The 25,149-nt window shown below is 68.8% G+C and carries 20 protein-coding genes, 1 rRNA gene and 1 pseudogene; 19 read left to right on the plus strand and 3 right to left on the minus strand.

Annotated elements, in window-relative coordinates; translation table 11 throughout:
• Positions 1–5: 5 nt before the first annotated feature.
• Positions 6–122 (plus strand): 5S ribosomal RNA (rrf, locus tag ACZF5Y_RS04135).
• A gap of 68 nt (positions 123–190) precedes the next feature.
• On the opposite strand, the gene ACZF5Y_RS04140 is transcribed toward rrf, so the two are convergent.
• Positions 191–1,276 carry a hypothetical protein gene (locus ACZF5Y_RS04140; protein ID WP_497534561.1) on the minus strand — a complete coding sequence of 362 codons (1,086 nt, stop codon included), beginning with the start codon at positions 1,274–1,276 and terminating at the stop codon, positions 191–193.
• On the opposite strand from ACZF5Y_RS04140, the gene ACZF5Y_RS04145 reads away from it, so the two are divergent.
• From ACZF5Y_RS04145 to ACZF5Y_RS04200, 12 genes are all read left to right on the plus strand, one after another.
• Positions 1,229–2,164: a hypothetical protein gene (locus tag ACZF5Y_RS04145; protein ID WP_497534562.1), complete on the plus strand. Its 936-nt coding sequence runs from the start codon at positions 1,229–1,231 to the stop codon at positions 2,162–2,164. The genes ACZF5Y_RS04140 and ACZF5Y_RS04145 overlap by 48 nt on opposite strands.
• Entirely contained in the window at positions 2,164–3,207 is a 1,044-nt protein-coding gene (locus ACZF5Y_RS04150) for an HAD-IIA family hydrolase (protein ID WP_497534563.1), read from the plus strand. Before ACZF5Y_RS04145 ends, ACZF5Y_RS04150 begins: the two co-directional genes overlap by 1 nt.
• 49 nt (positions 3,208–3,256) lie before the next feature.
• Entirely contained in the window at positions 3,257–3,454 is a 198-nt protein-coding gene (locus ACZF5Y_RS04155) for a hypothetical protein (protein ID WP_497534564.1), read from the plus strand.
• 1 nt (position 3,455) lies between these two features.
• Positions 3,456–4,388, plus strand: coding sequence for a TlyA family RNA methyltransferase (locus ACZF5Y_RS04160; RefSeq protein ID WP_497534565.1), 933 nt, complete (start codon positions 3,456–3,458; stop codon positions 4,386–4,388).
• The gene (locus tag ACZF5Y_RS04165; protein ID WP_497534566.1) at positions 4,385–5,314 is read left to right on the plus strand and encodes an NAD kinase; all 930 of its coding nucleotides are present in this window, start codon (positions 4,385–4,387) and stop codon (positions 5,312–5,314) included. Before ACZF5Y_RS04160 ends, ACZF5Y_RS04165 begins: the two co-directional genes overlap by 4 nt.
• Positions 5,311–7,002, plus strand: a complete 1,692-nt coding sequence (gene recN, locus ACZF5Y_RS04170) for a DNA repair protein RecN (RefSeq protein ID WP_497534567.1) — start codon at positions 5,311–5,313, stop codon at positions 7,000–7,002. The genes ACZF5Y_RS04165 and recN overlap by 4 nt, the downstream gene beginning before the upstream one ends.
• Positions 7,003–7,042: 40 nt before the next feature.
• Positions 7,043–8,305: an AI-2E family transporter gene (locus ACZF5Y_RS04175; RefSeq protein WP_497534568.1), complete on the plus strand. Its 1,263-nt coding sequence runs from the start codon at positions 7,043–7,045 to the stop codon at positions 8,303–8,305.
• A gap of 45 nt (positions 8,306–8,350) precedes the next feature.
• Positions 8,351–10,063, plus strand: coding sequence for a CTP synthase (gene pyrG, locus ACZF5Y_RS04180; RefSeq protein ID WP_497534569.1), 1,713 nt, complete (start codon positions 8,351–8,353; stop codon positions 10,061–10,063).
• Complete coding sequence (locus ACZF5Y_RS04185) at positions 10,056–10,736, plus strand: NUDIX domain-containing protein (protein ID WP_497534570.1); 681 nt, start codon at positions 10,056–10,058, stop codon at positions 10,734–10,736. Before pyrG ends, ACZF5Y_RS04185 begins: the two co-directional genes overlap by 8 nt.
• On the plus strand, positions 10,736–11,719 hold the full coding sequence (locus tag ACZF5Y_RS04190) for a site-specific tyrosine recombinase XerD (RefSeq protein WP_497534571.1): 984 nt from the start codon (positions 10,736–10,738) through the stop codon (positions 11,717–11,719). The genes ACZF5Y_RS04185 and ACZF5Y_RS04190 overlap by 1 nt, the downstream gene beginning before the upstream one ends.
• A 342-nt stretch (positions 11,720–12,061) precedes the next feature.
• Positions 12,062–16,120 carry a Pls/PosA family non-ribosomal peptide synthetase gene (locus tag ACZF5Y_RS04195; RefSeq protein WP_497534572.1) on the plus strand — a complete coding sequence of 1,353 codons (4,059 nt, stop codon included), beginning with the start codon at positions 12,062–12,064 and terminating at the stop codon, positions 16,118–16,120.
• 9 nt (positions 16,121–16,129) lie between these two features.
• A complete protein-coding gene (locus ACZF5Y_RS04200) occupies positions 16,130–17,431 on the plus strand; it encodes a M1 family metallopeptidase (RefSeq protein WP_497534573.1) in 1,302 nt (433 codons plus the stop codon).
• Between the two features lie 178 nt (positions 17,432–17,609).
• Here ACZF5Y_RS04200 and ACZF5Y_RS04205 read toward each other — a convergent pair whose 3' ends face one another.
• Positions 17,610–18,251, minus strand: coding sequence for a 4'-phosphopantetheinyl transferase family protein (locus tag ACZF5Y_RS04205; protein ID WP_497534574.1), 642 nt, complete (start codon positions 18,249–18,251; stop codon positions 17,610–17,612).
• A complete protein-coding gene (zapE, locus tag ACZF5Y_RS04210; RefSeq protein ID WP_497535292.1) occupies positions 18,248–19,378 on the minus strand; it encodes a cell division protein ZapE in 1,131 nt (376 codons plus the stop codon). The genes ACZF5Y_RS04205 and zapE overlap by 4 nt, the downstream gene beginning before the upstream one ends.
• A gap of 20 nt (positions 19,379–19,398) precedes the next feature.
• Between zapE and ACZF5Y_RS04215 the strand changes: the two genes are divergently transcribed.
• The 6 genes and pseudogenes from ACZF5Y_RS04215 (at position 19,399) to cmk (ending at position 25,145) form a co-directional block, all read left to right on the plus strand.
• Entirely contained in the window at positions 19,399–20,250 is an 852-nt protein-coding gene (locus ACZF5Y_RS04215; RefSeq protein WP_497534575.1) for a ParA family protein, read from the plus strand.
• A 4-nt stretch (positions 20,251–20,254) separates the two neighbouring features.
• Positions 20,255–21,193 (plus strand): segregation and condensation protein A, encoded by a 939-nt coding sequence (locus tag ACZF5Y_RS04220; protein ID WP_497534576.1) that lies wholly within the window; start codon positions 20,255–20,257, stop codon positions 21,191–21,193.
• The gene (gene scpB, locus ACZF5Y_RS04225) at positions 21,186–21,842 is read left to right on the plus strand and encodes an SMC-Scp complex subunit ScpB (RefSeq protein WP_497534577.1); all 657 of its coding nucleotides are present in this window, start codon (positions 21,186–21,188) and stop codon (positions 21,840–21,842) included. Before ACZF5Y_RS04220 ends, scpB begins: the two co-directional genes overlap by 8 nt.
• A 161-nt stretch (positions 21,843–22,003) precedes the next feature.
• Positions 22,004–22,705, plus strand: a pseudogene (locus ACZF5Y_RS04230) (pseudouridine synthase); the annotation flags it as partial.
• A 437-nt stretch (positions 22,706–23,142) separates the two neighbouring features.
• Positions 23,143–24,378 (plus strand): prephenate dehydrogenase, encoded by a 1,236-nt coding sequence (locus tag ACZF5Y_RS04235; RefSeq protein WP_497534578.1) that lies wholly within the window; start codon positions 23,143–23,145, stop codon positions 24,376–24,378.
• Positions 24,375–25,145, plus strand: coding sequence for a (d)CMP kinase (cmk, locus tag ACZF5Y_RS04240; RefSeq protein WP_497534579.1), 771 nt, complete (start codon positions 24,375–24,377; stop codon positions 25,143–25,145). Before ACZF5Y_RS04235 ends, cmk begins: the two co-directional genes overlap by 4 nt.
• The last annotated feature ends 4 nt before the right edge of the window (positions 25,146–25,149 follow it).

The raw sequence follows: 25,149 nt of genomic DNA on the forward strand, positions 1-25,149 counted from the left end.
AGAGTTACGGCGGCCATAGCGTCAGGGAAACGCCCGGTCACATTCCGAACCCGGAAGCTAAGACTGACAGCGCCGATGGTACTGCAAGGGGGACCTTGTGGGAGAGTAGGACACCGCCGGACACCTTTTACAGAAAGGGTCGTACAGTGAATGCCAAAGCTGGCAGTCACCGTGCGGCCCTTTCGCTATTTTACGACATTTCAACAGCGCTGATTTTCGGAGGCACCCCATGAATGAACGACCCGATCGGAACGAATCCTCGGATCGCGGACCCCGAAACCAGCGCAACGACTCCCGTGGGGGAGGTGCGCGCCGCGATGATCGCGGAGGTCGCCAGCCCTACGACCGCGATCGGCGCGACGGAGGCTCTGACCGTCGCCCGCAGCGCGATGGTGATCGCCCGCGTCGTGACTTCGGTGATCGGACTGATCGTCCGCGCCGGCAGTTCTCCGACCGTGATGATCGTCGTCCGCAGCGCGACGGCGATCGCCCGCGTCGCGACTTTGGCGACCGTGACGATCGTCCGCGTCGTTCGTTCGATGACCGTGGTGATCGTCGTCCGCAGCGTGACGGTGACCGTCCGCGCCGTGATTTCGGCGATCGGAATGATCGTCCGCGTCGCGACTTTGGCGATCGTGATGATCGTCGTCCGCAGCGCGATGGAGATCGTCCGCGTCGTGATTTCGGCGATCGGAACGACCGCCCGCGTCGCCAGTTCTCTGACCGTGATGATCGTCGTCCGCAGCGTGACGGCGATCGTCCGCGTCGGGACTTTGGCGATCGGAATGATCGTCCGCGTCGCGACTTTGGTGGCCGTGATGATCGTCGTCCGCAGCGCGATGGTGATCGTCCGCGTCGTCAGTTCTCCGACCGCGAAGATCGTCCGCGTCGCGACTTTGGTGGCCGTGATGATCGTCGTCCCCAGCGTGACGGTGATCGTCCGCGTCGTCAGTTCTCCGACCGCGAAGATCGTCGCCCGCAGCGCGACGATCGCGCCGACTACGGTCGCGGCGGTACTCGTGGTGGCGGCCGAAGCGACCGTGGCGGCAAAGACCGGGTGTTCACCGAGGCGGAGCGCCTCCAGCACGAGCTCCGTCCGGTCCGCGCCGACCATCGGGATCCAGTACTCCCGGAGACCGTTGAGCCGCGCGATCTGCACCCTGCCGCACGCAACGAGTTGAAGACGCTGCAAGCTGACGTGCAGGAGCGCGTCGCGCGTCACCTCGCGATGGTGGCATTCCTGATCGACGATGATCCCGAGCTCGCGCATCAGCATGCGCTTTCGGCGAGTCGACGAGCGGGGCGCATTCCCGTCGCGCGCGAAACACTCGCGATCACGGCGTACCGTACCGGAGACTTCGCACTCGCACTTCGAGAGCTCCGCACCTACCGCCGACTGAGCGGTCTCGACGGGCACGTCGCGATCATGGTCGACAGCGAGCGCGGTCTCGGTCGCCCTGATAAGGCGCTTGAGACCGGTCTGGCTGTCGACGCGTCGGCGCTCGACACCGACCAGCGAGTGCACTTGGCGATTGCGATGTCGGGCGCGCGACTTGATCTCGGGCAGACCCAGCAAGCGCTGTTCGAGCTCGAGATTCCAGAGCTGAACCCGACAAAGGCGTTCTCATGGAGCCCCGACCTCTTCTCGGCCTACTCCGCAGTACTCGAAGATTTGGGGCGCTCGGAAGAAGCCGCGACGTGGCTCGAGCATGCGAACCACGCCGCGCGGGCTCTGCAGGCGCACCACGGCTCGCAAGACGAACTCGAGGTGTTCGAGGTGTACGAGTCCGAGCCCGAAGAGTTTGAAACTCAGGCTGAGTCGCTCGGATCCTCGGATGAACGCATTACCGATCATGAAGGTGCGCGCGAAGAGTTCGCCGTTGACGCTTCTCGCGGCATGTCGGCCGACGCAGACGGCGCCCGCCACAATGGCGCGACCGCTGAAGCTGAGCCCATTGCCTCAAGCGAGGATGTTGATGCCCAGGCTGAGGCAGAGGTTGAAGCTGAGCCCAGCGTCTCGCCGATTGACGCGGCTCGCGCTGAAGAAGCCCACCTGCCCGAGGACATGTCAATCGAAGATGAGGTCGACGAGCTGCTCGCCGCGGCCGGCATCGGCGTGCTCGACGCGGATGAGTCGGACGACGACGCGGATCGCAAGAACTGATGGGGTTGTTCGGCAGGCGCTCCACAGCCCTCGGCGACACCCCGCTCGCGGGGCGTGAGCTGCTGCTCGCGGACCTCGACGGGGTGATCTATCGCGGGCCACAGGCGATCCCGCACGCGGTTGCCGAGTTGAACCGTGCGAGTGAGCATCTGCGCCTAGGCTATGTGACGAACAACGCGTCGCGCACTGACGCGACCGTCGCGCACCATCTGCAAGAGCTCGGCCTGCACGTTACGCCATCGGACGTCGTGACGTCTCCGCAGGCGGCCGTGGCACTGCTCGCGCGCACGGTCCCCGCAGGCTCGCGCGTGCTGGTGATCGGTGGTGACGGGCTCGTCGATGAGCTCACGAAGGCCGGGTTCAAGGTCACTCGCAGCGCGGATGACGCGCCTGCGGCGGTGGTGCAAGGCTTCGCGCCCGATGTGGGCTGGGTGCATCTGGCCGAGGCCGCGTTCGCGCTTGCCGAGCAGCCAGGTCGCGAGCCGCTGCCCTGGATCGCCACGAATACGGACTGGACGATCCCCGTCGAGCGCGGTCTCGCCCCGGGCAACGGCACCCTTGTCTCTGCGGTGCACACCGCGGTGCAGCGGCTTCCTGTGTTCGCGGGCAAGCCCGAGACGCCGATCTTCGAGGCTGCGTTCGAACGATTCGGCACGCGCAATGCGCTGATGATCGGGGATCGTCTCGACACCGACATCAAGGGCGCGGTGGCGGCTGGCATTCCGTCACTCCACGTGCTCACCGGTGTCGACCGTCCGAAGCAGCTCGTCGCCGCGTCGCAGGACATGCGCCCGGAGTTCATCGTCGCGACGCTGGCCGAGTTGCACGAGCCCTATCCGACGACCGAGCGCCTGAAAGACGGCACGATGCAGGTGGGCACGGCGAAGGTGCGGATGGACGGACACATCGCTTCGGTTGTCGCCGAAGGCGATTCGCCGATCAACCTGCTGCGGGCGGGGTGCGCGGCGATTTGGGCCTCCGGTCTCGCGATCTACGGGCTGCAAGTGCCCGAGATTCTGTATGAGGATCACTGGCGCGTCTAGCCTGTGGAAAGCGCGGGTAGATGTCCCCGGTCATCGCTAGTCTGGTGTCATGAAGGAATCAGCCGCTCCTGACACCGACTCGGGCTCGGCCGGGTCTCCGGCGACCCCGGCGGTGTCTGAGGACGGGCTGATGAGTCGTCTCGATGTGATCGAGTCGCAGCCGCTGGCGCAGCGGGCGGCAGGTTTCGAACAGGTGCACGATGAGTTGCTCTCCGAACTCCAGAGAGGCGACCGGGGTGAAGGCTGACATGAACCGGCCGCCGGAAGCTGTCGAGCACGCTCGTGAGGCGGTGTGGAGTGCGGCACCCGAGCGTCTCGATCGGGTGCTCGCAGAGCTCGGCCTCGCTCGCTCCCGCAGCCGGGCGGCCGAGTTGATCGCAGCCGGTGGTGTCACGGTCGATGGCAGTAGCTCAACGAAGGCCTCGTTGAACGTGCCTCGTGGAGCCCGGGTCGGAGTGTCGGGTGACGATCACTACGTCGGGCGAGCGGCGCACAAGCTCATCGCCGCACTCGAACAATTCGACGTCGACCCGGCGGGCCGAATCGCCCTCGATTTGGGGGCGTCCACCGGCGGGTTCACGCAGGTGCTGCTCGAGCGCGGGGTCACCGCGGTGCAGGCGATCGATGTCGGGCATGATCAACTCGCCGCGCAGTTGCGTGGCGATGCGCGCGTGCATCTGGTGGAGGGGCGCAACGCCCGCGAACTCACCCCTGAGAATCTCGCCGCCGACACCGGGCTCGACGAGCGCCCCAGTCTCGTGGTCGCCGACCTCTCATTCATTTCGCTCAGCCTGGTGCTCCCCGCAATCTCGGAGTGCGCGGCTCCCGAAGCCGAGCTCCTGCTGCTCATCAAACCGCAGTTCGAAGTGGGGCGCGTGCGCGACGGGGTGGTGACTTCGCCCGAGCAATGGGCCGAAGCCATCCGCATCGTGCTCGAAGCTGCGGCGCGACACGGTTTCGCGGCCCGCGGCATTGCCGACTCCCCGATCGAGGGCGGGGCGGGCAACCGCGAGTATCTGGCGCACTTCGAGCGCGCCGCGGCACCGGTTCCGACAGAATGGGAGTCGCGCATCGCTGCACTCACCGGTGCGGCGGCGACGGTTGAGCCCGATGCGATTGAGTCCGATGCGGGTGCGGTCGAAACGGCCGGCACGCAATCGACAGCGGATGGAGGGCGATGAACGCGCAGCAGCAGTCCGAGCAACGGCGTATTTTGATCGTCTCGCACACGCACCGCGACGAGGCGGTGTCGGCGACGGTCGAAGCGGTGACCACGCTGATCGGAGCGGGGGTACTGCCTGTCTTTGATGCGCCGGATCGCGAGGCGTTCTCACCGCATCTCGAAGTCGAGCAGATCGGTCGACTCGGCGACGACGTCTCGATCGATGAGCTCGAAGCGGCGATCGTGCTCGGTGGCGACGGCACGATTCTCCGCGCTGCGGAACTGCTTCGAGGCTCGGAATGCCCCATCATCGGGGTCAACCTCGGGCACGTGGGATTTCTTGCAGAGATGGAGAGCGTCGATCTCACGACTACGATCGATCGCGTACTGCGTCGCGACTACACCGTCGAAGAACGCTTGACGGTCGACGTGCAGGCCAGCCACGACGGCGTCGTGATCGCTGAGACCTGGGCGCTCAACGAAGCCAGCGTCGAGAAGCAGCGGCGCATGCTCGAAGTCGAGATCGGCGTCGACGGCAAACCGATCTCGACCTTTGCCTGCGACGGCGTCGTGCTCGCGACACCGACCGGGTCGACGGCGTACGCATTCTCCGCGGGCGGCCCCATCGTGTGGCCGTCGGTGCAGGCGATGCTGCTCGTGCCCATTGCCGCGCACGCGCTCTTCGACCGCCCGCTCGTCACCGGCACCGACTCCGAACTGCGAGTGCGCATTCTCCCCGAGAACATCGGCCCGGGTGTGCTGTGGTGCGACGGTCGTCGCCGCACCGAGCTTCCCGCGGGTTCGATGGTCACGGTGCGACGGTCAGACCTCCCGGTGCGCCTGGGACGACTCACCGGAGGCGTGTTCTCCGATCGACTCGTGCGCAAGTTCCACCTGCCGACCTCGGGGTGGCGAGGCAGTCGACGCGGAGGGGAAGTCGCATGATCGAGGAACTTCGCATCAGAGACCTGGGCGTGATCGTCGACTCGACAGTACCGCTGGGCCCGGGTTTCACCGCGATCACCGGTGAGACAGGTGCCGGCAAGACGATGGTGGTGAGCGCGCTGGGGCTGCTTATGGGCGAGCGCAGTGACGCTGGCGCCGTGCGATCCGGTGCCGCTCAGGCCCGCGTGCACGGCATCGTGCGCACGCAGGATTCCGTGGTCATCGACCTCGTCGACGAGCTCGGTGGAGAAGTCGAAGACGGCGAGCTCGTGCTCAGCCGCACGGTGAGCGCCGAGGGGCGCAGCCGCGCCGGCATCGGCGGAGCGAGCGCGCCGGTTGGCAGCCTGGGCAAACTGGCTGACCGGCTCTTCGCGGTGCACGGCCAGTCTGAGCAGCTGCGCCTCAAGTCGGCGTCGGCACAGCGAGAAACGCTCGACCGTTTCGGCGGCGAGATGCTTGCGACGACTCTGGTGGAGTACCGCGAGTCGCATCGGGAGCGTCAGCTCCTCTCCGCACGCGTGCACGAACTCACCGAAGCACGCGAGGAGCGCGCGGCGGAGGCGGTGCGCCTGCGCACTGAGCTCGACGAGATCGCAGCGGTCGATCCGCAAGCGGGCGAGGAGATCGAGCTCTCGGGCCGTATCGAGCTGCTCAGCAATGTCGAGGCGTTGCGCTCCGCCACGGCGACCGCTCACGAGGCGCTGGCGAGCGAATCCGACGACCCCCTCGCGCGCGATGCATCGGGGCTGATCGACGAAGCCGCGCGCGAGCTCGAACGGGTCGCGGAGTACGACCCGCGCCTCGCTGCCGTGCTCGAATCGCTGCGCGCAGTGAGTTTTCAAGTCGCAGATGCGGCCCGAGAACTCGCCGCGTACGCCGGCGACCTCGATGAGGAAGGTCCGGGAGAACTCGCGCGAGCGAACGAGCGCCTGGCCGCGCTGAACGTGCTTTTCCGCCAATACGGCCACGATTCGGCCACCGTCATCGCTGCTGCCGAAACAGCCGCCCAGCGACTCGCAGAGCTCGACGGCGACGGCGACCTTGTGGACGAGCTCGCTGCGCGTCTCGACTCCGAGGCGGCCCGTGAGCGTGGCCTTGCCGAGCGGCTCACCGAGCTGCGTACGGCCGCAGCCGAACAACTCTCTGAACTCGTCAGCGCCGAATTGCGCCAGTTGGCGCTGCCGGATGCCCGATTCGTCGTGCAGGTCGCGCCCTTGTCGGCGCTCGGTGGCTCCGGAGCCGATGAAGTGCAGCTGCTGCTCAGTCCTCATGCCGGAGCGGCACCCCGCCCGGTCGCGAAGACGGCCTCCGGTGGTGAGCTCTCGCGCGTGATGCTCGCACTCGAGGTGGTCGTCGCGGCGGTCGATCCGGTGCCCACCTTCGTCTTTGACGAGGTCGACGCCGGCGTCGGCGGGGCAGCCGCGATCGAGATCGGGCGGCGACTCGCACGACTTTCGCGCACGTCTCAGGTGATCGTGGTGACGCATCTCGCGCAAGTCGCCGCGTTCGCATCGAATCACCTGCAGGTGGTGAAAGACTCTGCGGGCGGATTCACCGAGAGCAGCTGCCAACGACTGGAGGGAGACGCGCGGCTCGCCGAGATGGCTCGACTGCTCTCGGGGCTCAGCGACTCCGGGAGTGCGCTCGAACACGCCGCCGAATTGCTCGCACTGCGTGACGCCGCGTGAGTCGGCACTCCCTGTCCGTGGTCACTGCTACGCTCCCCACATGGTGAAGTTCTTCGGCCGCCTGCGGCCCTCGGCTGCCCGGAAGCCCGATCTCAACGACAACGCCGCCGCGAAGGCCGCATACCTCGATGCGCACCCCGACGTGAAGCATGCCGACATCGAACAGATGGACGCCGACACGCGGGAGATGTACCGCGACGCGCGAGACGCCGCGGTCGACGCGCGCGAGGAGCGGGCCAAGACGCAGACCCGCGAATTCGTCGTGCGGAGCCCGTTCCAGCTGGGATTCACCATCACCCTCGGCGTGCTCGTTGCGATGCTCTTCGGTGGCATGATCGAGCAGCTCACGACGATCATCATGTACGTCGCGGCGGCGCTGTTCGTCGCGCTCGGCCTCGACCCCGTCGTCCGAGCACTGGAGCGCCGCGGGTTGAAGCGCCCGCTCGGCATCGCCGTCGTGTTCGGCGGCTTCGTGCTGGTCATCGCGGGACTCCTCGCGATCATCATTCCGATGATCGCGAACCAGATCACGCTGCTTGTGCGCAGCGCACCGGCGCTCTTCCGTGACATCACCCATCAGCAGTGGTTCTTCGATCTCAACGAGCGGTTCGGGCAGTTCGTTGACTTCGACGGTCTGCTCCAGATGGGGCAGAATCTCGTCAGCAAGCCCGAGAACTGGGCCCAGGTCGCCGGCGGCGTCTGGCAGGCCGGTATCGGCATCGCCAACGGGCTGACCGCGGGCCTCATCGTGCTCATCCTCACGTTGTACTTCCTCGCCTCGCTGCAGTCGATCAAGCGGGCGTTCTACTCACTGGTGCCGCGCTCCGGTCGGGCCAAGGTGATCGATATCACCGAGCAGGTCACGAAGTCCGTCGGCGGCTATGTCAACGGCATGGTGATTCTGGCCTTCGTGAACGCCGTGCTCGGCTTCGTCATGATGACGATCGTCGATGTGCCGTTCGCTGGTTTGGTGGCGGTTGGCGTTTTCTTCCTCGCGTTGATCCCGCTGATCGGTTCCGTGATGGCGACGGTGCTGGTGACGATCGTGGCGCTGTTCCAGTCGCCCTCCGCTGCGATCATCGTGGCCGTCTACTACCTCATCTACATGCAGATCGAGTCGTATCTGCTCACCCCGCGCGTCATGAATCGGGTGGTCTCGGTTCCGGGCGCGCTCGTCGTGATCGGCGCGCTTGCGGGCGGCACCCTGCTCGGCCTGCTGGGAGCACTGATCTCGATCCCCGTCACCGCGATGGTGCTGATGATCATCAAGCAAGTCTGGGTGCCGCGGCAAGAGCTGCGATAGGCCCGAAGCGAACACGTCCGAGTTGAACTGATAGGATTGAAGCCCGTGGGAACAGAGCAGAGCGCGGACCAGACCGGAATCACCAAACACATCTTCGTGACCGGAGGTGTCGTTTCATCGCTGGGCAAGGGCCTGACGGCCGCGAGCCTCGGAAATCTGCTTACCGCGCGCGGGTTGCGCGTCGTGATGCAGAAGCTGGATCCCTACTTGAATGTGGATCCCGGAACGATGAATCCGTTCCAGCACGGCGAGGTGTTCGTCACCGACGATGGGTCTGAGACCGACCTCGACATCGGGCACTATGAGCGATTCCTCGGCATCAACCTCTCGGAGGCGGCGAACGTCACCACCGGACAGATCTACTCGACGGTGATCGCCAAGGAGCGGCGCGGCGAGTACCTCGGTGACACGGTGCAGGTGATCCCGCACATCACCAACGAGATCAAGCGCCGCATGCGCCTCCAGGCATCGGAGACCCCGCGCCCCGACGTCATCATCACCGAGGTCGGCGGCACAGTGGGCGACATCGAGTCGCAGCCGTTCCTCGAGTCGGCGCGCCAGGTGCGTCACGAACTCGGCCGCAAGAACGTGTTCTTCGTGCATGTCTCGCTGGTGCCCTTCATGGGGGCTTCGGGCGAGCAGAAGACCAAGCCGACGCAGCACTCCGTCGCGGCCCTCCGCTCGATCGGCATCCAGCCCGACGCGCTGGTGCTGCGCAGCGATCGCCCGGTCACCGACGACAACCTGCGCAAGATCGCGCTGATGTGCGACGTCGATGAGAACGCGGTCGTCAATGCGATCGATGTGCCGAGCATCTACGACCTGCCGCAGCTGCTGAACTCGCAGGGGCTCGACAGCATCATCGTTGAGAACCTCGGGCTTTCGGATCGCTCGAGCGACGTTGACTGGACCGGCTGGCAGCCCGTGCTCGATGCCGTGCACCAGCCGAAGGGCGAAGTCACCCTGGCGCTCGTGGGCAAGTACATCGATCTGCCCGACGCCTATCTCTCGGTCACCGAGGCGCTGCGCGCCGGCGGGTTCGCGCACTCGACCAAGGTCAACATCCGGTGGGTGCCCTCTGATAGTTGCGAGACGCCCGAGGGCGCCCGCGAGGCGCTCGGAGACGTCGATGGCATCTGCGTCCCGGGCGGCTTCGGCATCCGCGGCATCGAGGGCAAGCTCGGCGCACTGCGATTCGCCCGTGAGAATCACATTCCGACGCTGGGCCTGTGCCTCGGCCTGCAGTGCATGGTGATCGAGTACGCGCGCCACGTCACCGGCCTTGAGGGCGCGTCGTCAACCGAGTTCGACCCCGAGACGCCGGTTCCGGTCATTGCGACGATGGCCGAGCAGGTCGATATCATCGACGGCGGCGATCTGGGCGGCACGATGCGCCTCGGCCTGTACGAGGCCGCGCTCGCCGACGGGTCGTTGGCATCGAAGCTCTACGGTGCCCCGAGCGCCAGCGAGCGTCACCGTCACCGCTACGAGGTCAACAACCGTTATCGCGATCAGATCGCGGCGTCGGGCCTGTCATTCTCGGGCACCAGCCCAGACGGCGCGCTGGTCGAGTACGTCGAACTGCCGACCGACGTGCATCCGTTCTACATCGCAACGCAGGCGCACCCCGAGCTGCGCTCGCGCCCAGGCACCCCGCACCCGCTCTTCGCCGGGCTGGTCGGTGCCGCAATCGATCGCCGCGAGGCCGCGAGCCTCTTCGAGGTCGAGCCCGAGGAAGCCGCCGAGCACGGTGAGTGACACGTTCGGCACGGGAGTCGGTGAGGCGGGCCGCAACGGCTCCCTCGCTGATTCCCGTGCCGACGACGTCATCGTCGCGGCGAGCGAGGTGCTTGCCGAGGGGCACGTCTGGGACATGCGACGAGATCGCTTTCCGTTTGGCGGCACCGAGCTCACGCGCGACTACCTCGATCACACCGGCGCCGTGTCGGTGCTCGCACTCGACGCCGACGACCGCGTCCTGCTGATCAAGCAATACCGGCATTCCACCGGGCACCGACTCTGGGAGATCCCCGCAGGGCTGATGGATGTACCCGGTGAATCGGGCCTGACCGGCGCGCGCCGTGAGCTTGCCGAAGAGGCCGATCTGCAGGCCAATTCTTGGCATCTGCTGCTCGATCTGTTTCTGGCGCCCGGCAGCTCGACCGAGGCCATGCGAGTCTTTCTCGCCCGAGACCTGCAGCCGGTTGCGCACGACTACGTGCGCTCGGAAGAAGAAGCCGAGCTCACTCCGGAATGGGTGCCGCTCGACGAGGTTGTGGCAGCAGTGCTCGACGGTCGTGTGCAGAACACGGTTACCGCGAATGCCGTGCTCGCCGCAGAAGCGGCACGGGCGCGCGGGTGGTCAACGCTGCGCGATCCTGCCCTCCCATGGGCTGGCCGCGCGGCCGTGCGCGGAGAACGTTCGCGCTGATGCCACTGAGCCCGGAGCAGGGTGCGGAGCGCTATCTGCGCCACGTCGCCCTCGAACTCGGGCTATCGGCCAACAGCCAAGCCGCGTACCGCCGCGATCTGATCGCCTACGGCGGCTGGCTGCGGGAGCGCGGCGTCGGCGACCTCGCCGACGTTCACCCCGACACCCTCGCGGCCTACGTCGCAGACCTCGCCGAGCCGCCCCGGTCGAGCGAAGGCCACTCGGTGTCTGCACTCGCTCCGGCGTCGATCACGCGTCGACTCTCGACGGTGCGCGGAATGCACCGCTTCCTGTTTGAGGAAGGGCTGCTTACCGAGCACGCCGGCAGTGGACTGCGCACACCGAAACGCGCACAGCGTCTGCCCAAGGCCCTGCCCGTCGAATCCGTGGAGGCGCTGCTCGGCGCGGTCGGCGGTGACGACCCCGTGGACTTGCGCGACCGAGCGCTGCTCGAACTGCTCTACGCGAGTGGCGCGCGCGTCAGCGAGGTGACGGCGCTCGACGTCGATGATCTGTTGGCGGTTCCGGGCCGTGCCGACGCGGTGAGCGAACCCGAAGCTGCGCTCGGCGACGGCGGCTTTCTGCGGGTGACCGGCAAAGGATCGAAGCAGCGCATCGTGCCCTACGGCAGTTATGCGGGTCGCGCGCTCGCCGCGTACCTCGTACGCGCTCGACCGACCATGGTCGCGCGCGGCCGGGGCACACCGGCGCTCTTCGTGGGGCCGCGCGGGGCGAGATTGTCGCGTCAGAGCGCCTGGCTCGTGATCCGCGCCGCCGCCGACCGCGCCGGCATCACGCAGGAGGTATCTCCGCACACCCTGCGGCACTCGTTCGCCACGCACCTGCTCGCCGGTGGCGCCGACGTGCGCACCGTGCAAGAGCTGCTGGGACACGCCTCGGTCACCACGACGCAGATCTACACACAGGTGACCGCCGACACGTTGCGTGAGCACTACCTCCTGTCGCACCCGCGCGCGAAGTAGCAGCCGCCGGGCGTGGGGTTCGGCCGCACGCGCCGCAACGGGCTTACGCCGTCGCGCTCCCATCTCGCCGCGCGTTCAGAGGAAGATCTGCACTCAGCAGGTTCGTTTCGGGTCTGGGGTTCCTCTGGGCGCAGATCTTCCTCCGGATGCCGGTGACCCGAATGGCTTGGAGCGGCCTCCAGGTGAACGCCGGGTAGCCAACGGGGAAAGACTCGGTGCTGCGAGCGGAAATCTCGGCAATACGGGCCCGCCAGCTCGCGCGCGGGTGACATTCTCGAAGCAGCACCCGCGCGCGCCGACCGGTCGCGTCGCGCCCGAACGACTGCGAGAAGACTCCGCCTCTTGAACGACTCACTGCGTGAAGATCCTCAGATCCCGTTGACCCGCGGTGCGCACGCCGCCCCCGAACGCACACTCATCGACGTGCTGCGTGCGACAGCGGCGGCATACCCCGAGGCCTCGGCAATCGACGCCGGATCGGGGGCGCTGAGCTACCGCGAGCTCGTCGCGGCGGTCGATGAGCGCGCCAGCGAACTGCGGGCGGCGGGGGTGCGGATCGGCGACCGCGTCGGCGTGCGTGTGGACTCGGGATCGCAGGACCTGTACATCGCGATCCTCGCGATCATGCGCGCGGGGGCGGCGTACGTGCCGGTCGACGCCGACGATACCGACGAGCGGGCCCGCCTTGTCTTTGGCGAGGCTCGAGTGGTGGGCACCTTCGGCAACCACGGCTTCGTGCCGCGTGCCAGTGACGGGCCGGCGAATGACGGGCCGGCGAGTGACGGGCCGGCGAGTGACGGGCCGAGACGCGACGAAGCGACAAGCGACGTGCCGACAATTGATGAGCCGGCGAGTGATGCGCCGGCGGTCATCGAATCCGCGATCGAGGTGCCTGCACCTGAGGCGACTGAGATCGACGCAGGCACCCTGGTCGACCCGACCCCGGATGATGATGCGTGGATCATCTTCACCTCGGGGTCGACGGGCGTACCGAAGGGCGTCGCCGTCACCCACCGATCCGCCGCCGCGTTCGTGGATGCCGAGGCGCGCATGTTCCTGCAGCGCGAGCCCCTCGGCCCCGGAGACCGGGTGCTCGCGGGCCTGTCGGTCGCGTTCGACGCCTCGTGCGAAGAGATGTGGCTCGCGTGGCGGCACGGCGCCTGCCTGGTGCCGGCTCCGCGGGCGATCGTTCGGGCCGGGGAAGACTTGGCGCAGTGGTTGGTGCGGCAGAGCATCAGCGTCGTGTCGACCGTGCCGACGCTCGCCGCCATGTGGCCACGTGAGGCGATCGAGCACGTGCGCCTGCTGATCTTCGGCGGCGAGGCCTGCCCGCCCGAGCTCGCCGCCCGTCTCGTGGAAGACGGTCGCGAGGTCTGGAACACGTACGGCCCGACCGAGGCGACGGTGGTGGCCTGCGGGTGCCCGCTCGACGGCGTCTCGCCGATCAGCATCGGTCTGCCGCTCGACGGCTGGGACCTGGCGGTCGTCGACGGCGAAGGGCGCCGCGTGGCACCGGGGGAGTCGGGGGAACTGATCATCGGGGGAGTCGGCCTCGCGCGCTACCTCGACCCCGCGAAAGACGCCGAGAAGTACGCGCCGATGCCCGAGCTGGGCTGGGAGCGCGCCTATCGTTCGGGCGATCTGGTGCGCTACGAGCCGACGGGGCTGATGTTCCTGGGCCGTGCCGATGATCAGGTGAAGGTCGGCGGTCGGCGCATCGAGCTCGGCGAGGTCGAGAACGCGCTGCAGGATCTGCCCGGCGTGACGGCGGCCGCCGCTGCGGTGCGATCGAGCGACGCCGGCGTACCGGTGCTCGTCGGCTACCTCGTGGTCGAGGGAGAGGCGCCGCTCGATCGTGCGCTCGCCCGCGAGCACCTCGCCGCGCGGCTCGCGGCCGGAGTGACGCCGTTGCTCGCCGTGGTCGACGAGCTCCCCATTCGCACCTCGGGCAAGGTCGATCGCGCGGCGCTGCCGTGGCCGCTCCCGGGTGCCGACGCTCCGGCGGCCGAGGGGCTGAACGCGAGCGAGGCCTGGCTGGCGGAGCAGTGGCAGGCCGTGCTCGGGGTGCCCGTGCCGGGTGCCGACGCCGATTTCTTCGATCTGGGCGGAGGGTCGCTGCCGGCGGCGCAGCTCGTCTCGCGCATTCGCACCCGGGTGCCCGAGTTCACCGTCGCCGACATCTACGACGTGCCGCGTCTCGCGGCAATGGCGAAGGCGATCGCGGCGGTCGATGATGCGGGTGACGCGAGCAGCTTCCACCAGCCCGCCCCGACGCCGCGCGGCACGCAGTGGGCGCAGACGCTGGCCGGCGTGCCCCTGTTCATCGCGAGCGGCCTGCGCTGGCTCGTGTATCTGTTGACGGCGGGCACGATCCTGAATCTGACGACCGGGTTCGAGGTGCTGCCGAGCGTGCCGATCTGGATGCTGCTCATCGGCATTCTGGTGCTCTCGACGCCGTTCGGCAAGATGGCGATCGCGGCGTTCGTGGCGCGCGTGCTGCTCGTCGGGGTGCGCGCCGGCGACTACCCACGCGGCGGCGTGACGCACATGCGGCTATGGCTCGCGGAGCAGTTCGCGCAGCAGATCGACGCGGTCGGGCTCGCGGGCGCGCCTTGGATCACGGTCTACGCCCGTGCCCTCGGCGCGAAGATCGCGCGCGATGTCAGCCTGCACACGCTGCCGCCCATCACGGGCATGCTCGAGGTCGGTGCGCGCTCGGCCATCGAACCCGAGGTCGACCTCACCGGCTACTGGATCGACGGCGACCTGCTGCGCGTCGGCGGTGTACGCATCGGCAGCGATGTCACGGTCGGCTCGCGCAGCACGCTCGCGCCGGGCACCCGCATCGACGACGGCGCGGAGATCGCGCCCGGTTCGGCGGTGTTCGGTCGCGTGAAGTCGGAGCAGACCTGGGCAGGATCGCCGGCCGTGCGCATCGGCGGCAATCGAGCGGAGGAGTGGCCCGACGGCCAGCCGCACCACAAGCCCGTGTGGCGCTTCGCGTACGCGGGGTCGTCGATCGTGCTCGCGCTGCTGCCGTTTGTCTCGTTCGCCGTCGGCGGCCTGCTCATCGCTGCCGGAATCCGCGGTGCGGAGTCGCTCGGCGCTGCTTTCGGTGCGGCACTGCTCTGGTTGGTTCCGGCTGCACTGGTCACCGGTGTCGTCTACGCCGGCGCGGTCGTGTTGTTCGTGCGGCTGCTCGCGATCGGGCTCGACGAAGGCACCTTCCCCGTGCACAGCCGCGTCGGCTGGCAAACCTGGACGACCGAGCGGCTGCTCGACGCCGCACGCACCTTCCTCTTCCCGCTCTACTCGAGCCTCTTCACACCGGTATGGCTGCGTCTGCTCGGCGCTCGCGTCGGCCGCAACGTCGAGGCGTCGACGGTGCTGCTGCTGCCGAAAATGACGCGCATCGACGATGGCGCCTTCCTCGCCGACGACACGATGGTGGCGTCGTACCAGCTGCACCGCGGGTGGATGCGCATCGGCCGCGTGCGCATCGGCAAGCGCGCCTTTCTTGGTAACTCGGGGATGGCCGGTCCCGGGCACCGCGTACCCAAGGACTCGCTCGTCGCCGTGCTCTCGGTGGCACCCGGCAAAGCGAAGGCGGGCTCCTCATGGCTCGGTTCGCCGCCCGTGCGCCTGCGCCGCCTGGCGCAGGACGGCGACGACAGTCGCACCTACCACCCGGGTGCCGCGCTGCGCCTGGCGCGGGCACTCTGGGAGTTCGGACGCATCCTCGCCGTGTTCGCGACAACCGCGCTCGGCCTCACCGTGCTCTTCGTGTTCGCCTGGCTCTGGACCTCGGTCGGCGCCGTCTGGACGACGTTGCTCTCGGGCCTCGTGATGCTCGCCGCGGGCGCCGTCGCCGCCGGAATCTCGACCGCGGCCAAGTGGATCATTGTCGGCCCGATCCGAGCAGGCGAAGCGCCCCTGTGGTCGAGCTTTGTCTGGCGCACCGAGGTGAGTGACACGTTCACCGAAATGCTCGCGGCGCCCTGGTTCGCTCGCGCAGCCACCGGCACTCCCGCTCTCGCCGTCTGGCTGCGCTCGCTCGGGGCCCGAATCGGCTCGGGCGTGTGGTGCGAATCGTACTGGCTGCCGGAACCCGACCTGGTGACACTGGGCGATGGATCCACCGTCAACCGGGGGTGCGTCGTGCAGACGCACCTGTTCCATGATCGAATCATGAGCATGGATACCGTCGAACTCGCCGCGGGCGCGACCCTCGGGCCGCACAGCGTCATTCTGCCCGCGGCCGTCATCGGTGCCCACGCCACCGTCGGCCCCGCATCACTCGTCATGCGTGGTGAAAGCGTGCCCGTCGGTTCGCGCTGGAGCGGCAACCCCATCGGACCCTGGCGCGCGCTCAAGCTGCGCGCCTATCAAACGACGAAGTAGTAGTCGAGCATGCACCTGCGAAAGGCCGCGATGAGCGACCCCTACACCCCGACCAGCGGCGACCCGAGATACTCGGTCGCGCACTACGGCCTCGACCTGCGCTACACCCCGCGCACGAACCGGCTCGAAGGGCGCGCCTGCCTGCAGGTGCGTGTGCTCGAGGCCACCGACCAGCTGCGCATCGACCTCATCGGGCTCAGTGCGAGCAAGGTACGCGTCGACGGCGCGCTGCAGCGGCAGGTGAAGCAGGGCCCGCACGCGCTGACGATCCGCCTCGATGCTCCGACGGAACCCGGTGCCGAACTGCAGCTCGACATCGAGTATGCCGGTCGACCCGCGCCCCGACGATCGCGCTGGGGCCAACTGGGCTGGGAAGAACTCGAACACGGCGCCCTCGTCGCATCGCAGCCCACGGGGGCACCAACCTGGTTCCCCTGCAACGACCGCGTCGACGACCGCGCCACCTACGATGTCTCGTTCACCACCGATCGCGGCTTCTTCGTCGCCATCACCGGGGTGCCCGGCACGGTGACCGGGCGATCCGGCAAGACCCTGCGCACGTTCTCAACGACCGTGCCGACCGCCACCTACCTGCTCGCCGCGCACATCGGCGAATACGCCGAGTACCGTCTCGGAGACCGCGCCCGCCTCATCGCACCACCCGCGCGCTCACGCGCCGTGCAACGCGCCTTCGCACCCGTGCCGCGCATCATCGACGTCTTCGAAGAGTGGTTCGGGCCGTACCCGCAAGAAGACCTCACCATCGTCGTCACCGAGGAAGAGCTCGAGATTCCCCTCGAAGCGCAAGGCATGGCGACGTTCGGGCGCAACCACGAAGCCCCCGGCGAACAGCGCCTCATCGCGCACGAACTCGCCCACCAGTGGTTCGGCAACTCCGTCGGCCTCGCCCGATGGCAAGACATCTGGCTCAACGAAGGCTTCGCCTGCTACGCCGAATGGATCTGGTCAGAAGCCTCGGGCGGGCCGAGCATCGCCGACCTCGCCGAGCAGCACCACGCACGACTCGCCGAGCTGCCGCAGCGTCTCGTACTCGCCGACCCCGGCCCCGCCGACATGTTCGACGACCGCGTCTACAAACGCGGCGCACTCGTGCTCGAAACGCTGCGACGCACCCTCGGCGACGACGTCTTCCGGGCACTGCTGCTGCGTTGGGCCACCGAACGACGTCACAGCCTGGTGCGCACCCCCGACTTCATCGCGCTCGTGCAAGAGATGAGCCCCGTACCGGTCGACGGGGTGTTCGACTCCTGGGTGTTTGCTGCGGCGTTGCCTGCGCTGCCGGCTCGGTAGGTCTGCCGGGCGCGCACAGGGCGGCAGGCTCCCCGGCGTCGCTCATTGCGACCTCGGCGCGTGCATGGTCGCACGCTTCTCGGTCGCAAATGCGACACCGGGGAGCCCGCCGCCCCGTGCGCGCCCGGCCGCTCGTGTTGGGCGGTGCTCGGCGAACGCCTGGGTGGGCGCTCGTTGGTCAGCGTGTTCGGTGGCGGGGATGTTGTACGGCGACAGTGAGGATCGCCCGGGGCATCGGGTTCGGGACCGCCAGGGGCAGGTCTGTACCGACCAGAGTCGGCTGCGTGCTGGTGCGCCAGGTGCCGTCGGCGCGACTCTCGACCGCTGGTGGGCTCAGCCGGGTGCGCAGGCCGGTGCGGGAAGCCTTCGCGATGGCTTCGAGGCGGGTCCAAGTGCGGGTATCAGTGTCGGCCGGGCTGAGGTCGAGCGCTTCCGCGATGCGGGCGCGCGTGCGGGCGTCGTCGAGCTCGACATCGATCGCGAAGGCCGTGGCCTCGGGCGGCGCGACGCCGACCGCCACGAGGCCCGTCGCGTAGCTGATGCCGATGCGGGGGAGCGCCGGGACCGGCGAGCTGTGCTCGCCGAGGACGCGGGCGCTCGGCACGCCGTGCTCGGTGCTGCCGCACGACGCGCACTGGCGGGCGAAGGCGAATGCCTCGGGGGCGAGGCCCCGGTGCAGCTCGTGGAGCAGGCCCGCGAGGAGTTCGTGGGCGATGTCTCGGCGATCCGGAGCGTGTGTGTCATTCGGCTGGTCGGCGGGGTACGCGCGCCACGCGAGGCGCACCCCGAACGGGAGCAGGCCCTGCGCGACGGGCGTCATTCGCCCAGCAGCGCGAGGCGGCTGACGGTGCGGAAGAGGTCGGCCGGCGGGTCGGCGATATCGACGAGCCCGGCGCGGTCGGTACTCGCGAACACCGTCAAGGGCAGGTCGGCGTGCACGAGCACGTCGAGCAGCGCGACGAACCGCTGACGCGCCTCCCGGCTCGCGCGCGACAGCGGGGGCACGTCGACGAGCACCCAGCGGTCGTGCTGCGCGGCGAGGTCGAGGAAGTCCTCGGCGATTGACGACGCCTCGAGGAGGTCGTCGAAGGAGAACCAGATTTCGGTGGAAGCCGGCGCGACCGGGCGCACCGCGAGCGCGCGCAGTGCGCGATGGCCGTCGAGCACCAGCGTGGACTCAGCGGCGGTCGGCGGGGTGAGCTGGGCCGCGCTGACGGCGCTCGCCGCAGGGGTGCCGGTGGGCACCGCGATCCAGCGCCCCGATGCGAACCCGGTCGTGGGCCGCGCATCGCCCGCGGACGCTGCCGCCGTGCGGTAGTCGGTGCCTCCGTCGAGGGTGCGCACCGCGAAATGCTCGCGGATGAGGCGCACGCTCGGTTCGACCACGTGGTGGAACACCGGGTTCGCGAGCAGCCCCTCGGGGGCGTAGTTCGAGGTGAAGAGCGTGGGGATGCGGCGCTCGACGAGCACCGCGATGAGCCGGTTGAGCAGGCTCGCCCCGCCCGGATCGTGCACGTGCAGCTCGTCGAAGAAGAACAGTTCGGCGCCGTCGAGCAGTTCGGCGACCGTGTCATCGATCGCCTCGCGCGCGGTCACCTGCGCGCCGAAGCGGCGCTGCAGTTCCTGGAAGAAGGTGTGGAAGTGCACGCGGCGCTTCGCGGCCTCGGGCAGATCAACGGCGGTGAAGATCTCGCTCATGAGCCAGGTCTTGCCACGACCGGCGGGCCCGTGCACGAAGGCGCCGACGAGCGCATCCGGATCGGCCCAGCGCTCCGAGAGCTGAGCGATCTCGGCGAGCAGCTCGTGCTGCTGCGCATCGAGGTCGATGCCGCGAGCGGTGGCGGCGTTGCCCACCCGGTCGGTGAGCTGCGAGAGCGGGGGCGCGTCGGTTTCGGTCACGTTCCCCGATCCTAGCGACGGCCGCTCCAGGCTAGGATGGAATGTCAGCGAGCGGGAGGAGACCGGGTATGGCGAAGCAGGTCGAACTTGGGCCCACCGGGCGACCCGATCGCATCATTCCGGCGCCGAAGAAGCTCGACCGCCACGGCCCTGCGCGCATCATCGCGATGTGCAATCAGAAGGGTGGCGTCGGCAAGACGACGAGCACCATCAACCTGGCTGCCGCGCTCGCGCGCTACGGCCGTCGCGTGCTCGCGGTCGACTTCGATCCGCAGGGTGCGCTCTCGGCAGGTCTCGGCATTCAGGCGCACGACGTGCCCACGATTTACGACCTCATGCTCGGCAAGCTGAAGGATCCGCACGAGGCGATCCAGCACACCGAGACGGCGGGTCTCGACGTGATCCCGGCCAACATCGACCTCTCGGCAGCTGAGGTGCACCTCGTGACCGAGGTCGCCCGCGAACAGATTCTCGCCGGCGTGCTGCGCAAGGTTGCGGGTGACTACGACGTCATTCTGATCGACTGCCAGCCCTCGCTCGGTCTGCTCACAGTCAATGCACTGACCGCGAGCCACGGCGTGCTGATTCCGCTTGCCTGCGAGTACTTCGCGCTCCGCGGCGTCGCGCTGCTCGTCGAGACCGTCGACAAGGTGCGCGATCGTCTGAACCCCGCGCTCGAGCTCGACGGCATTCTCGCGACCATGTACGACGCCCGCACGTTGCACGCGCGCGAGGTGCTCGAACGCGTCGTCGACACGTTCGACGACAAGGTCTTCGACACGGTGATCGGCCGCACGGTGAAGCTGCCCGACGCGCAGATCGCTGCGAAGCCGATTCTCGACTACGCCCCCTCCAACGCCGCATCCGAGGCGTATCTCAAGCTGGCCCGCGAGCTCGTGCAGCGCGGCGTCGTCGCCTAGCGCCATGGTGGTGAGCACCGATCCGGGCGCCGCTGCGGCAGGCACGGATCCGGTGCCCGCGGCGAATGCGGCCGCGCCTGCACAGGGAGCGGCCGATCCGGCGTCTGCCTCTGCGTCAGCGTCTGCGTCTGCGACCGCGGAAGCGACCGAGGTCGCGCCCGCCGGCTTCCGCGTCAGTCTCGAAATCTTCGACGGGCCGTTCGACCTGCTGCTGAACCTCATCGGCAAGCACGAGCTCGACATCACCGAGGTGTCGCTGAGTCTCGTGACCGACGAGTTCATCGCCTACCTCGCGACGATCGAGGGCGAGGGCGTCGAGCACCTCGACCGTGCCTCGGAGTTTCTTGTCGTCGCCGCGACGCTGCTCGACCTGAAGATCGCGAGCCTGCTGCCGCAGGGCGAGGCGGTCGACGCCGAAGATATCGCGCTGCTCGAGGCGCGCGACCTGCTCTTCGCGCGGCTGCTGCAGTACCGGGCGTTCAAGCAGGCGAGCGCGTGGTTCCGCGACCGGCTCGAGGCCGAGGGGGACCGGCACGCGCGTCTCGTGCCGCTCGACGCGAAGTACCGCGACCGTGGGCCCGAACTCGTCTGGACGCTGAACGCCGCCGACTTCGCCGCGCTCGCGACGCTGGCGTTCGCGCCGCGCGAGATTCCGACGGTCGGCCTCGACCACCTGCACGCGCCGCTCGTTTCGATTCGTGAGCAGGCGGCGGTCGTGGTCGCGCTGCTGCGCACCGGCGGCGTGCGCAGCTTCCGAGAGCTCATCGCAGGGGAGCCGGAGCGGGGGGTGGTGGTTGCGCGCTTTCTCGCCATTCTGGAGCTGTATCGCCGGGCTGCAGTGACGTTCGAGCAGGCCGAGCCGCTCGGAGAGCTGCACGTGCAGTGGGTCGGCGAGAGCTGGTCAGACGACGAACTTGCTACGTTAGGGAACGATTATGACTGAGGCGACACTCGAGCAGACGGCCGAGCCGGGCGCGAACCCCGAGCTCGAGCGCGCCCGCGCCGCCCACTCCCTGTCGCAACAACTCGAGGCGCTGCTCATCGTCGCCGACGAACCGCTCAGCGCGGTCGCCCTGGCGACGGCGACCGACCGGCCGGTGCGCGAGGTACGGGCGGCACTGTCGGCGCTCGTTGCCGAGTTCAACGGTGACGCTGTGGGGTCTGGAGCGGCGGGCGCAGCGGGCGAAAGCGCGGGTTCCGGATCGCCCCGCGGCTTCGAGCTCCGCGAGGTCGCCGGCGGATACCGCTTCTACGTGCGCGAGAGCCTCGACCCCGTCGTCGCCGATTTCGTGCAGCAGCAGTCGCCGTCGCGCCTCTCGCAGGCGGCCCTCGAAACGCTCTCGGTGATCGCCTACCGCCAGCCGATCTCGCGCGGCGCGATCGCATCGATTCGCGCGGTGAACGTCGACTCGGTCGTGCGCACGCTGCTCGGCCGCGGCCTCGTCACCGAGGTTGGGCAAGACGGCGAGACCGGCGCCATTCTCTACGGCACCTCCGACGCGCTGCTGGGGTACCTCGGCATCGGCGACATCTCGGAGTTGCCGCCCATTTCACCGCTCCTCGATGAGCCCACGGAAGGATTCGACGAATGACGCGCTCGGAGGGCCTAGGCGGATCATTCTCCGTCGACGGCGAGAACATCGAGGTCGACCTCGCGGAGTTCGGGTGGGATCGGCCCATCACCGGTGCCGGCTCGGGCGCTGCCGGTGGGGAGGGCGGCGATGCGGCGCACGACGATGACGGGCGCGTTCGCCTGCAGAAGGCGCTCGCGCACGCGGGCGTCGCCTCGCGCCGCGCCTGCGAGACGCTGATCACGAGCGGACGCGTCGCCGTGAACGGCGTGGAGGAGCGCGAGCTGGGCTCACGCGTAGATCCGGATACCGATGAGGTGCGCGTCGACGGCGTCGTCGTGCAGCTCGACGTCTCAAAGCGCTACTTCGTGCTCAACAAGCCCACCGGCGTCGTCTCGACCATGAGCGACGAGAACGGTCGCCCCGATCTGCGCGAGTTTGCGGACCAGGTCGAAGACCGTCTCTACAACGTCGGGCGCCTCGACGAAGACACCAGCGGCCTGCTCATTCTCACGAACGACGGCGATCTCGCGCACCGCCTCGCTCACCCCAGCTTCGGGGTGCAGAAGACATACATCGCGAAGGTGCGCGGGCGCGTCACGGCTGCCGTCATTCAGCAGCTCAAAGACGGGGTCGAGCTCAAAGACGGGCCGATTCACGCCGACCGCGCGAAGCTGCTGCCGAACGGTACCGGCGCATCGCACTCCCTGGTCGAGCTGACCCTGCACTCGGGCCGCAACCGCATCGTGCGCCGCATGCTCGCCGAGGTCGGGCACCCGGTCGTCGAGCTCGTGCGTCGCCAGTTCGGGCCGCTGCACCTCGGCACGCTGCGCTCGGGCGAGCTGCGCGAGCTGGCGCCGGCCGAACGCGGGGCGCTGCTCTCGGCGGTTGCCGACGGCGGGGCTTCGGGTGACAGTGCTGAACGCGGTGCCGGATCGCCGAGCGCCGACACCCGCAGCCGCCCGGGCGGCGCCCCGACCGAAGCCGGGAAGCCCGCGAAGAAGCGTCGCGAGGTGACCGCGGGTCGACCGGGTGACGGCGCCGGCGCGCGCGGTATGCGTGGCACGGCGGCGCGGGGCAATCCGCACGGGCGCGGCGGGCCGAAGGGTGACGGGGCTCGTAGCGCGGATGGCGCGGATCGCGCAGGCGGTCGCGGGCGTTCGGGCGATGGCAGCGGTGGCTTCGACGATTACAGCGGGCGCGGCGCGTCGGGTGGTCCGAAGCAGCAGAACAACGGTCGAGCCCCCCAGCGCGGTGGCAGTCAGGCACAGCAGCGCGGTGGATCGAACGGGCCCCGCGGCGGTCGGAAGCAGGGCGGACGATGAGCGCGGCAGCACCCGAATCGTTGACCGCGGCCGGGCGTTCCGGTGATCCGGCGCCTGAATCATTGGCAGCTGAATCGCAGGCAGCTGAATCGCAGGCTACCGTCGCGCCGGCAGCCGGTGCGCACCTGCGGGCGCCGGGGGAGCGTGCACCGCTCGCAGCGCGCACCCGGGGCACAGTGCACATCATCGGCGCCGGACTGCTCGGGGCGAGCGCGGGGCTCGGCCTCCGCGAGCGCGGCGTCGACGTGACGCTCGAAGACCTGTCGCCGACCACGGTTGCGCTCGCCGCCGACTACGGCGCCGGGCGACTGCGCACCGCTGAAGATGCCGAGCCTGCACTCGTGATCGTGGCGACCCCGCCCGACGTGACCGCCGACGTGGTCGAACGCGCGCTGCGCACCTACCCCGGCGCGGTCGTCACCGATGTCGCGAGCGTGAAGCTGGCGCCGTTCGAAGAGCTCACCCGTCGCGGCATCGACCTCGCCAACTACGTTGGCTCGCATCCGATGGCGGGCCGCGAGCGCGGTGGCGCCATCATGGCCCGGGCCGACCTGTTCGTCGCCCGCCCCTGGGTGGTCTGCCGCGACGGCGAGACCTCGGCCGAGGTGCTGTCAGTCGTCGAGGCCGTCGCCCTCGACCTCGGCGGCGTGCTGCTCGAGATGACTCCCGCAGAGCACGACCGCGCGGTCGGGCTCGTCTCGCATTTGCCGCAGGTGGTGTCGAGCCTGCTCGCCGCGCGCCTCGTGCCCGCCCAGGAGCAGGCGATCGGACTCGCCGGTGCCGGGTTGCGCGACACCACGCGCGTCGCGTCGAGCGACCCGGAGCTGTGGGTGCAGATCCTGGGCGCCAACAGTGCACCGGTCGTCGAGCTGCTCGACGCGTTCGCCGCCGATGTGGCTGCGTTTGCCGATGCGCTGCGCGATCCCGCGCAGACCGGCGCGCGGCGCCGCATCGCCGACCTGCTCTCGGCGGGCAACAACGGGGTCTCGCGTATTCCGGGCAAGCACGGATCGTCCGAGCGATTCACCTCGATCACGGTGCTCATCGACGATTCTCCGGGCCAGCTTGCGAAGCTGCTCACCGAACTCGGAGAACTTGGCATTAACATGGAAGACTTGCGCCTTGAGCACTCGCCGGGCGCCCAGATCGGATTCGCCGAGATCGCTGTGCTGCCAGAAGTCGCCGAACGAGCCGTCGCCGATCTCGTCGAACGCGGATGGAGAACGCTGTGACTGATGCTGCACTGCAGAACGCGGCATCGAGCGACCCCGCGGCGGCTGTGCACGCGGGCGCGAGCGCACCGCTGCTCGTCGCCATCGACGGGCCGGCCGGCAGCGGCAAGTCGAGCGTCTCGCGCGCGGCTGCCGAGCGTCTCGACTTCGGCATTCTCGACACGGGCGCCGCGTACCGCGCGCTCGCCTGGATGGCAACCGAGCTCGGTGCCGATCTCGATGATGCCGACGCCGTCGCGGCGATCCTGCGCGACTGGAATTATGCGATCACGCTGCGCGGGCCGCAGCAGGTCACCGTCGTCTGGAACGATGGAGAGACGTCTCGCACGTATGCGCTGACCGACGCGATTCGCGAGCACGCCGTGAGCGGTCTCGTGAGCCGGGTGTCGAAGCACCCCGAGGTGCGCGAGCGGCTCAACGCGATGTTCCGCGAGATCGTCGCCGAGTCGGGGCTGCCCGGCGTCGTCATCGAGGGGCGCGACATCACGACCGTGGTGGCGCCCAATGCGCCCGTGCGCATTCTGATGACCGCGTCGGCCGATGTGCGAGCGCAGCGCCGCGCCGGTGAACTGCCGGGCCTCACGCACGCCGAAGTGCTGGCCGCGATTGAGGCGCGCGACGCGAAGGACGCGCTCGTCGTGGACTTCTTCACCCCGGCCCCGGGGGTAACGCTCGTCGATACGAGCGATCTAGACTTCGAGCAGTCGGTGCAGGCTGTCGTCGATATCGTACGAGCGGCGCAGGGTGCCGCGGAAGAGAGCGAATGATGAG

This window comes from Leucobacter sp. WKLB1 (genome assembly GCF_059696215.1).

Coding starts and splice junctions, on each gene's coding strand:
- ACZF5Y_RS04200 (WP_497534573.1), top strand. CDS start 16,130: ATGCACCTGCGAAAGGCCGCGATGAGCGACCCCTACACCCCGACCAGC.
- ACZF5Y_RS04145 (WP_497534562.1), top strand. CDS start 1,229: ATGGTGGCATTCCTGATCGACGATGATCCCGAGCTCGCGCATCAGCAT.
- ACZF5Y_RS04235 (WP_497534578.1), top strand. CDS start 23,143: ATGAGCGCGGCAGCACCCGAATCGTTGACCGCGGCCGGGCGTTCCGGT.
- ACZF5Y_RS04150 (WP_497534563.1), top strand. CDS start 2,164: ATGGGGTTGTTCGGCAGGCGCTCCACAGCCCTCGGCGACACCCCGCTC.
- ACZF5Y_RS04190 (WP_497534571.1), top strand. CDS start 10,736: ATGCCACTGAGCCCGGAGCAGGGTGCGGAGCGCTATCTGCGCCACGTC.
- ACZF5Y_RS04175 (WP_497534568.1), top strand. CDS start 7,043: ATGGTGAAGTTCTTCGGCCGCCTGCGGCCCTCGGCTGCCCGGAAGCCC.
- ACZF5Y_RS04215 (WP_497534575.1), top strand. CDS start 19,399: ATGGCGAAGCAGGTCGAACTTGGGCCCACCGGGCGACCCGATCGCATC.
- recN (WP_497534567.1), top strand. CDS start 5,311: ATGATCGAGGAACTTCGCATCAGAGACCTGGGCGTGATCGTCGACTCG.
- scpB (WP_497534577.1), top strand. CDS start 21,186: ATGACTGAGGCGACACTCGAGCAGACGGCCGAGCCGGGCGCGAACCCC.
- ACZF5Y_RS04155 (WP_497534564.1), top strand. CDS start 3,257: ATGAAGGAATCAGCCGCTCCTGACACCGACTCGGGCTCGGCCGGGTCT.
- ACZF5Y_RS04205 (WP_497534574.1), bottom strand. CDS start 18,251: ATGACGCCCGTCGCGCAGGGCCTGCTCCCGTTCGGGGTGCGCCTCGCG.
- ACZF5Y_RS04140 (WP_497534561.1), bottom strand. CDS start 1,276: ATGCTGATGCGCGAGCTCGGGATCATCGTCGATCAGGAATGCCACCAT.
- ACZF5Y_RS04160 (WP_497534565.1), top strand. CDS start 3,456: ATGAACCGGCCGCCGGAAGCTGTCGAGCACGCTCGTGAGGCGGTGTGG.
- ACZF5Y_RS04220 (WP_497534576.1), top strand. CDS start 20,255: ATGGTGGTGAGCACCGATCCGGGCGCCGCTGCGGCAGGCACGGATCCG.
- ACZF5Y_RS04165 (WP_497534566.1), top strand. CDS start 4,385: ATGAACGCGCAGCAGCAGTCCGAGCAACGGCGTATTTTGATCGTCTCG.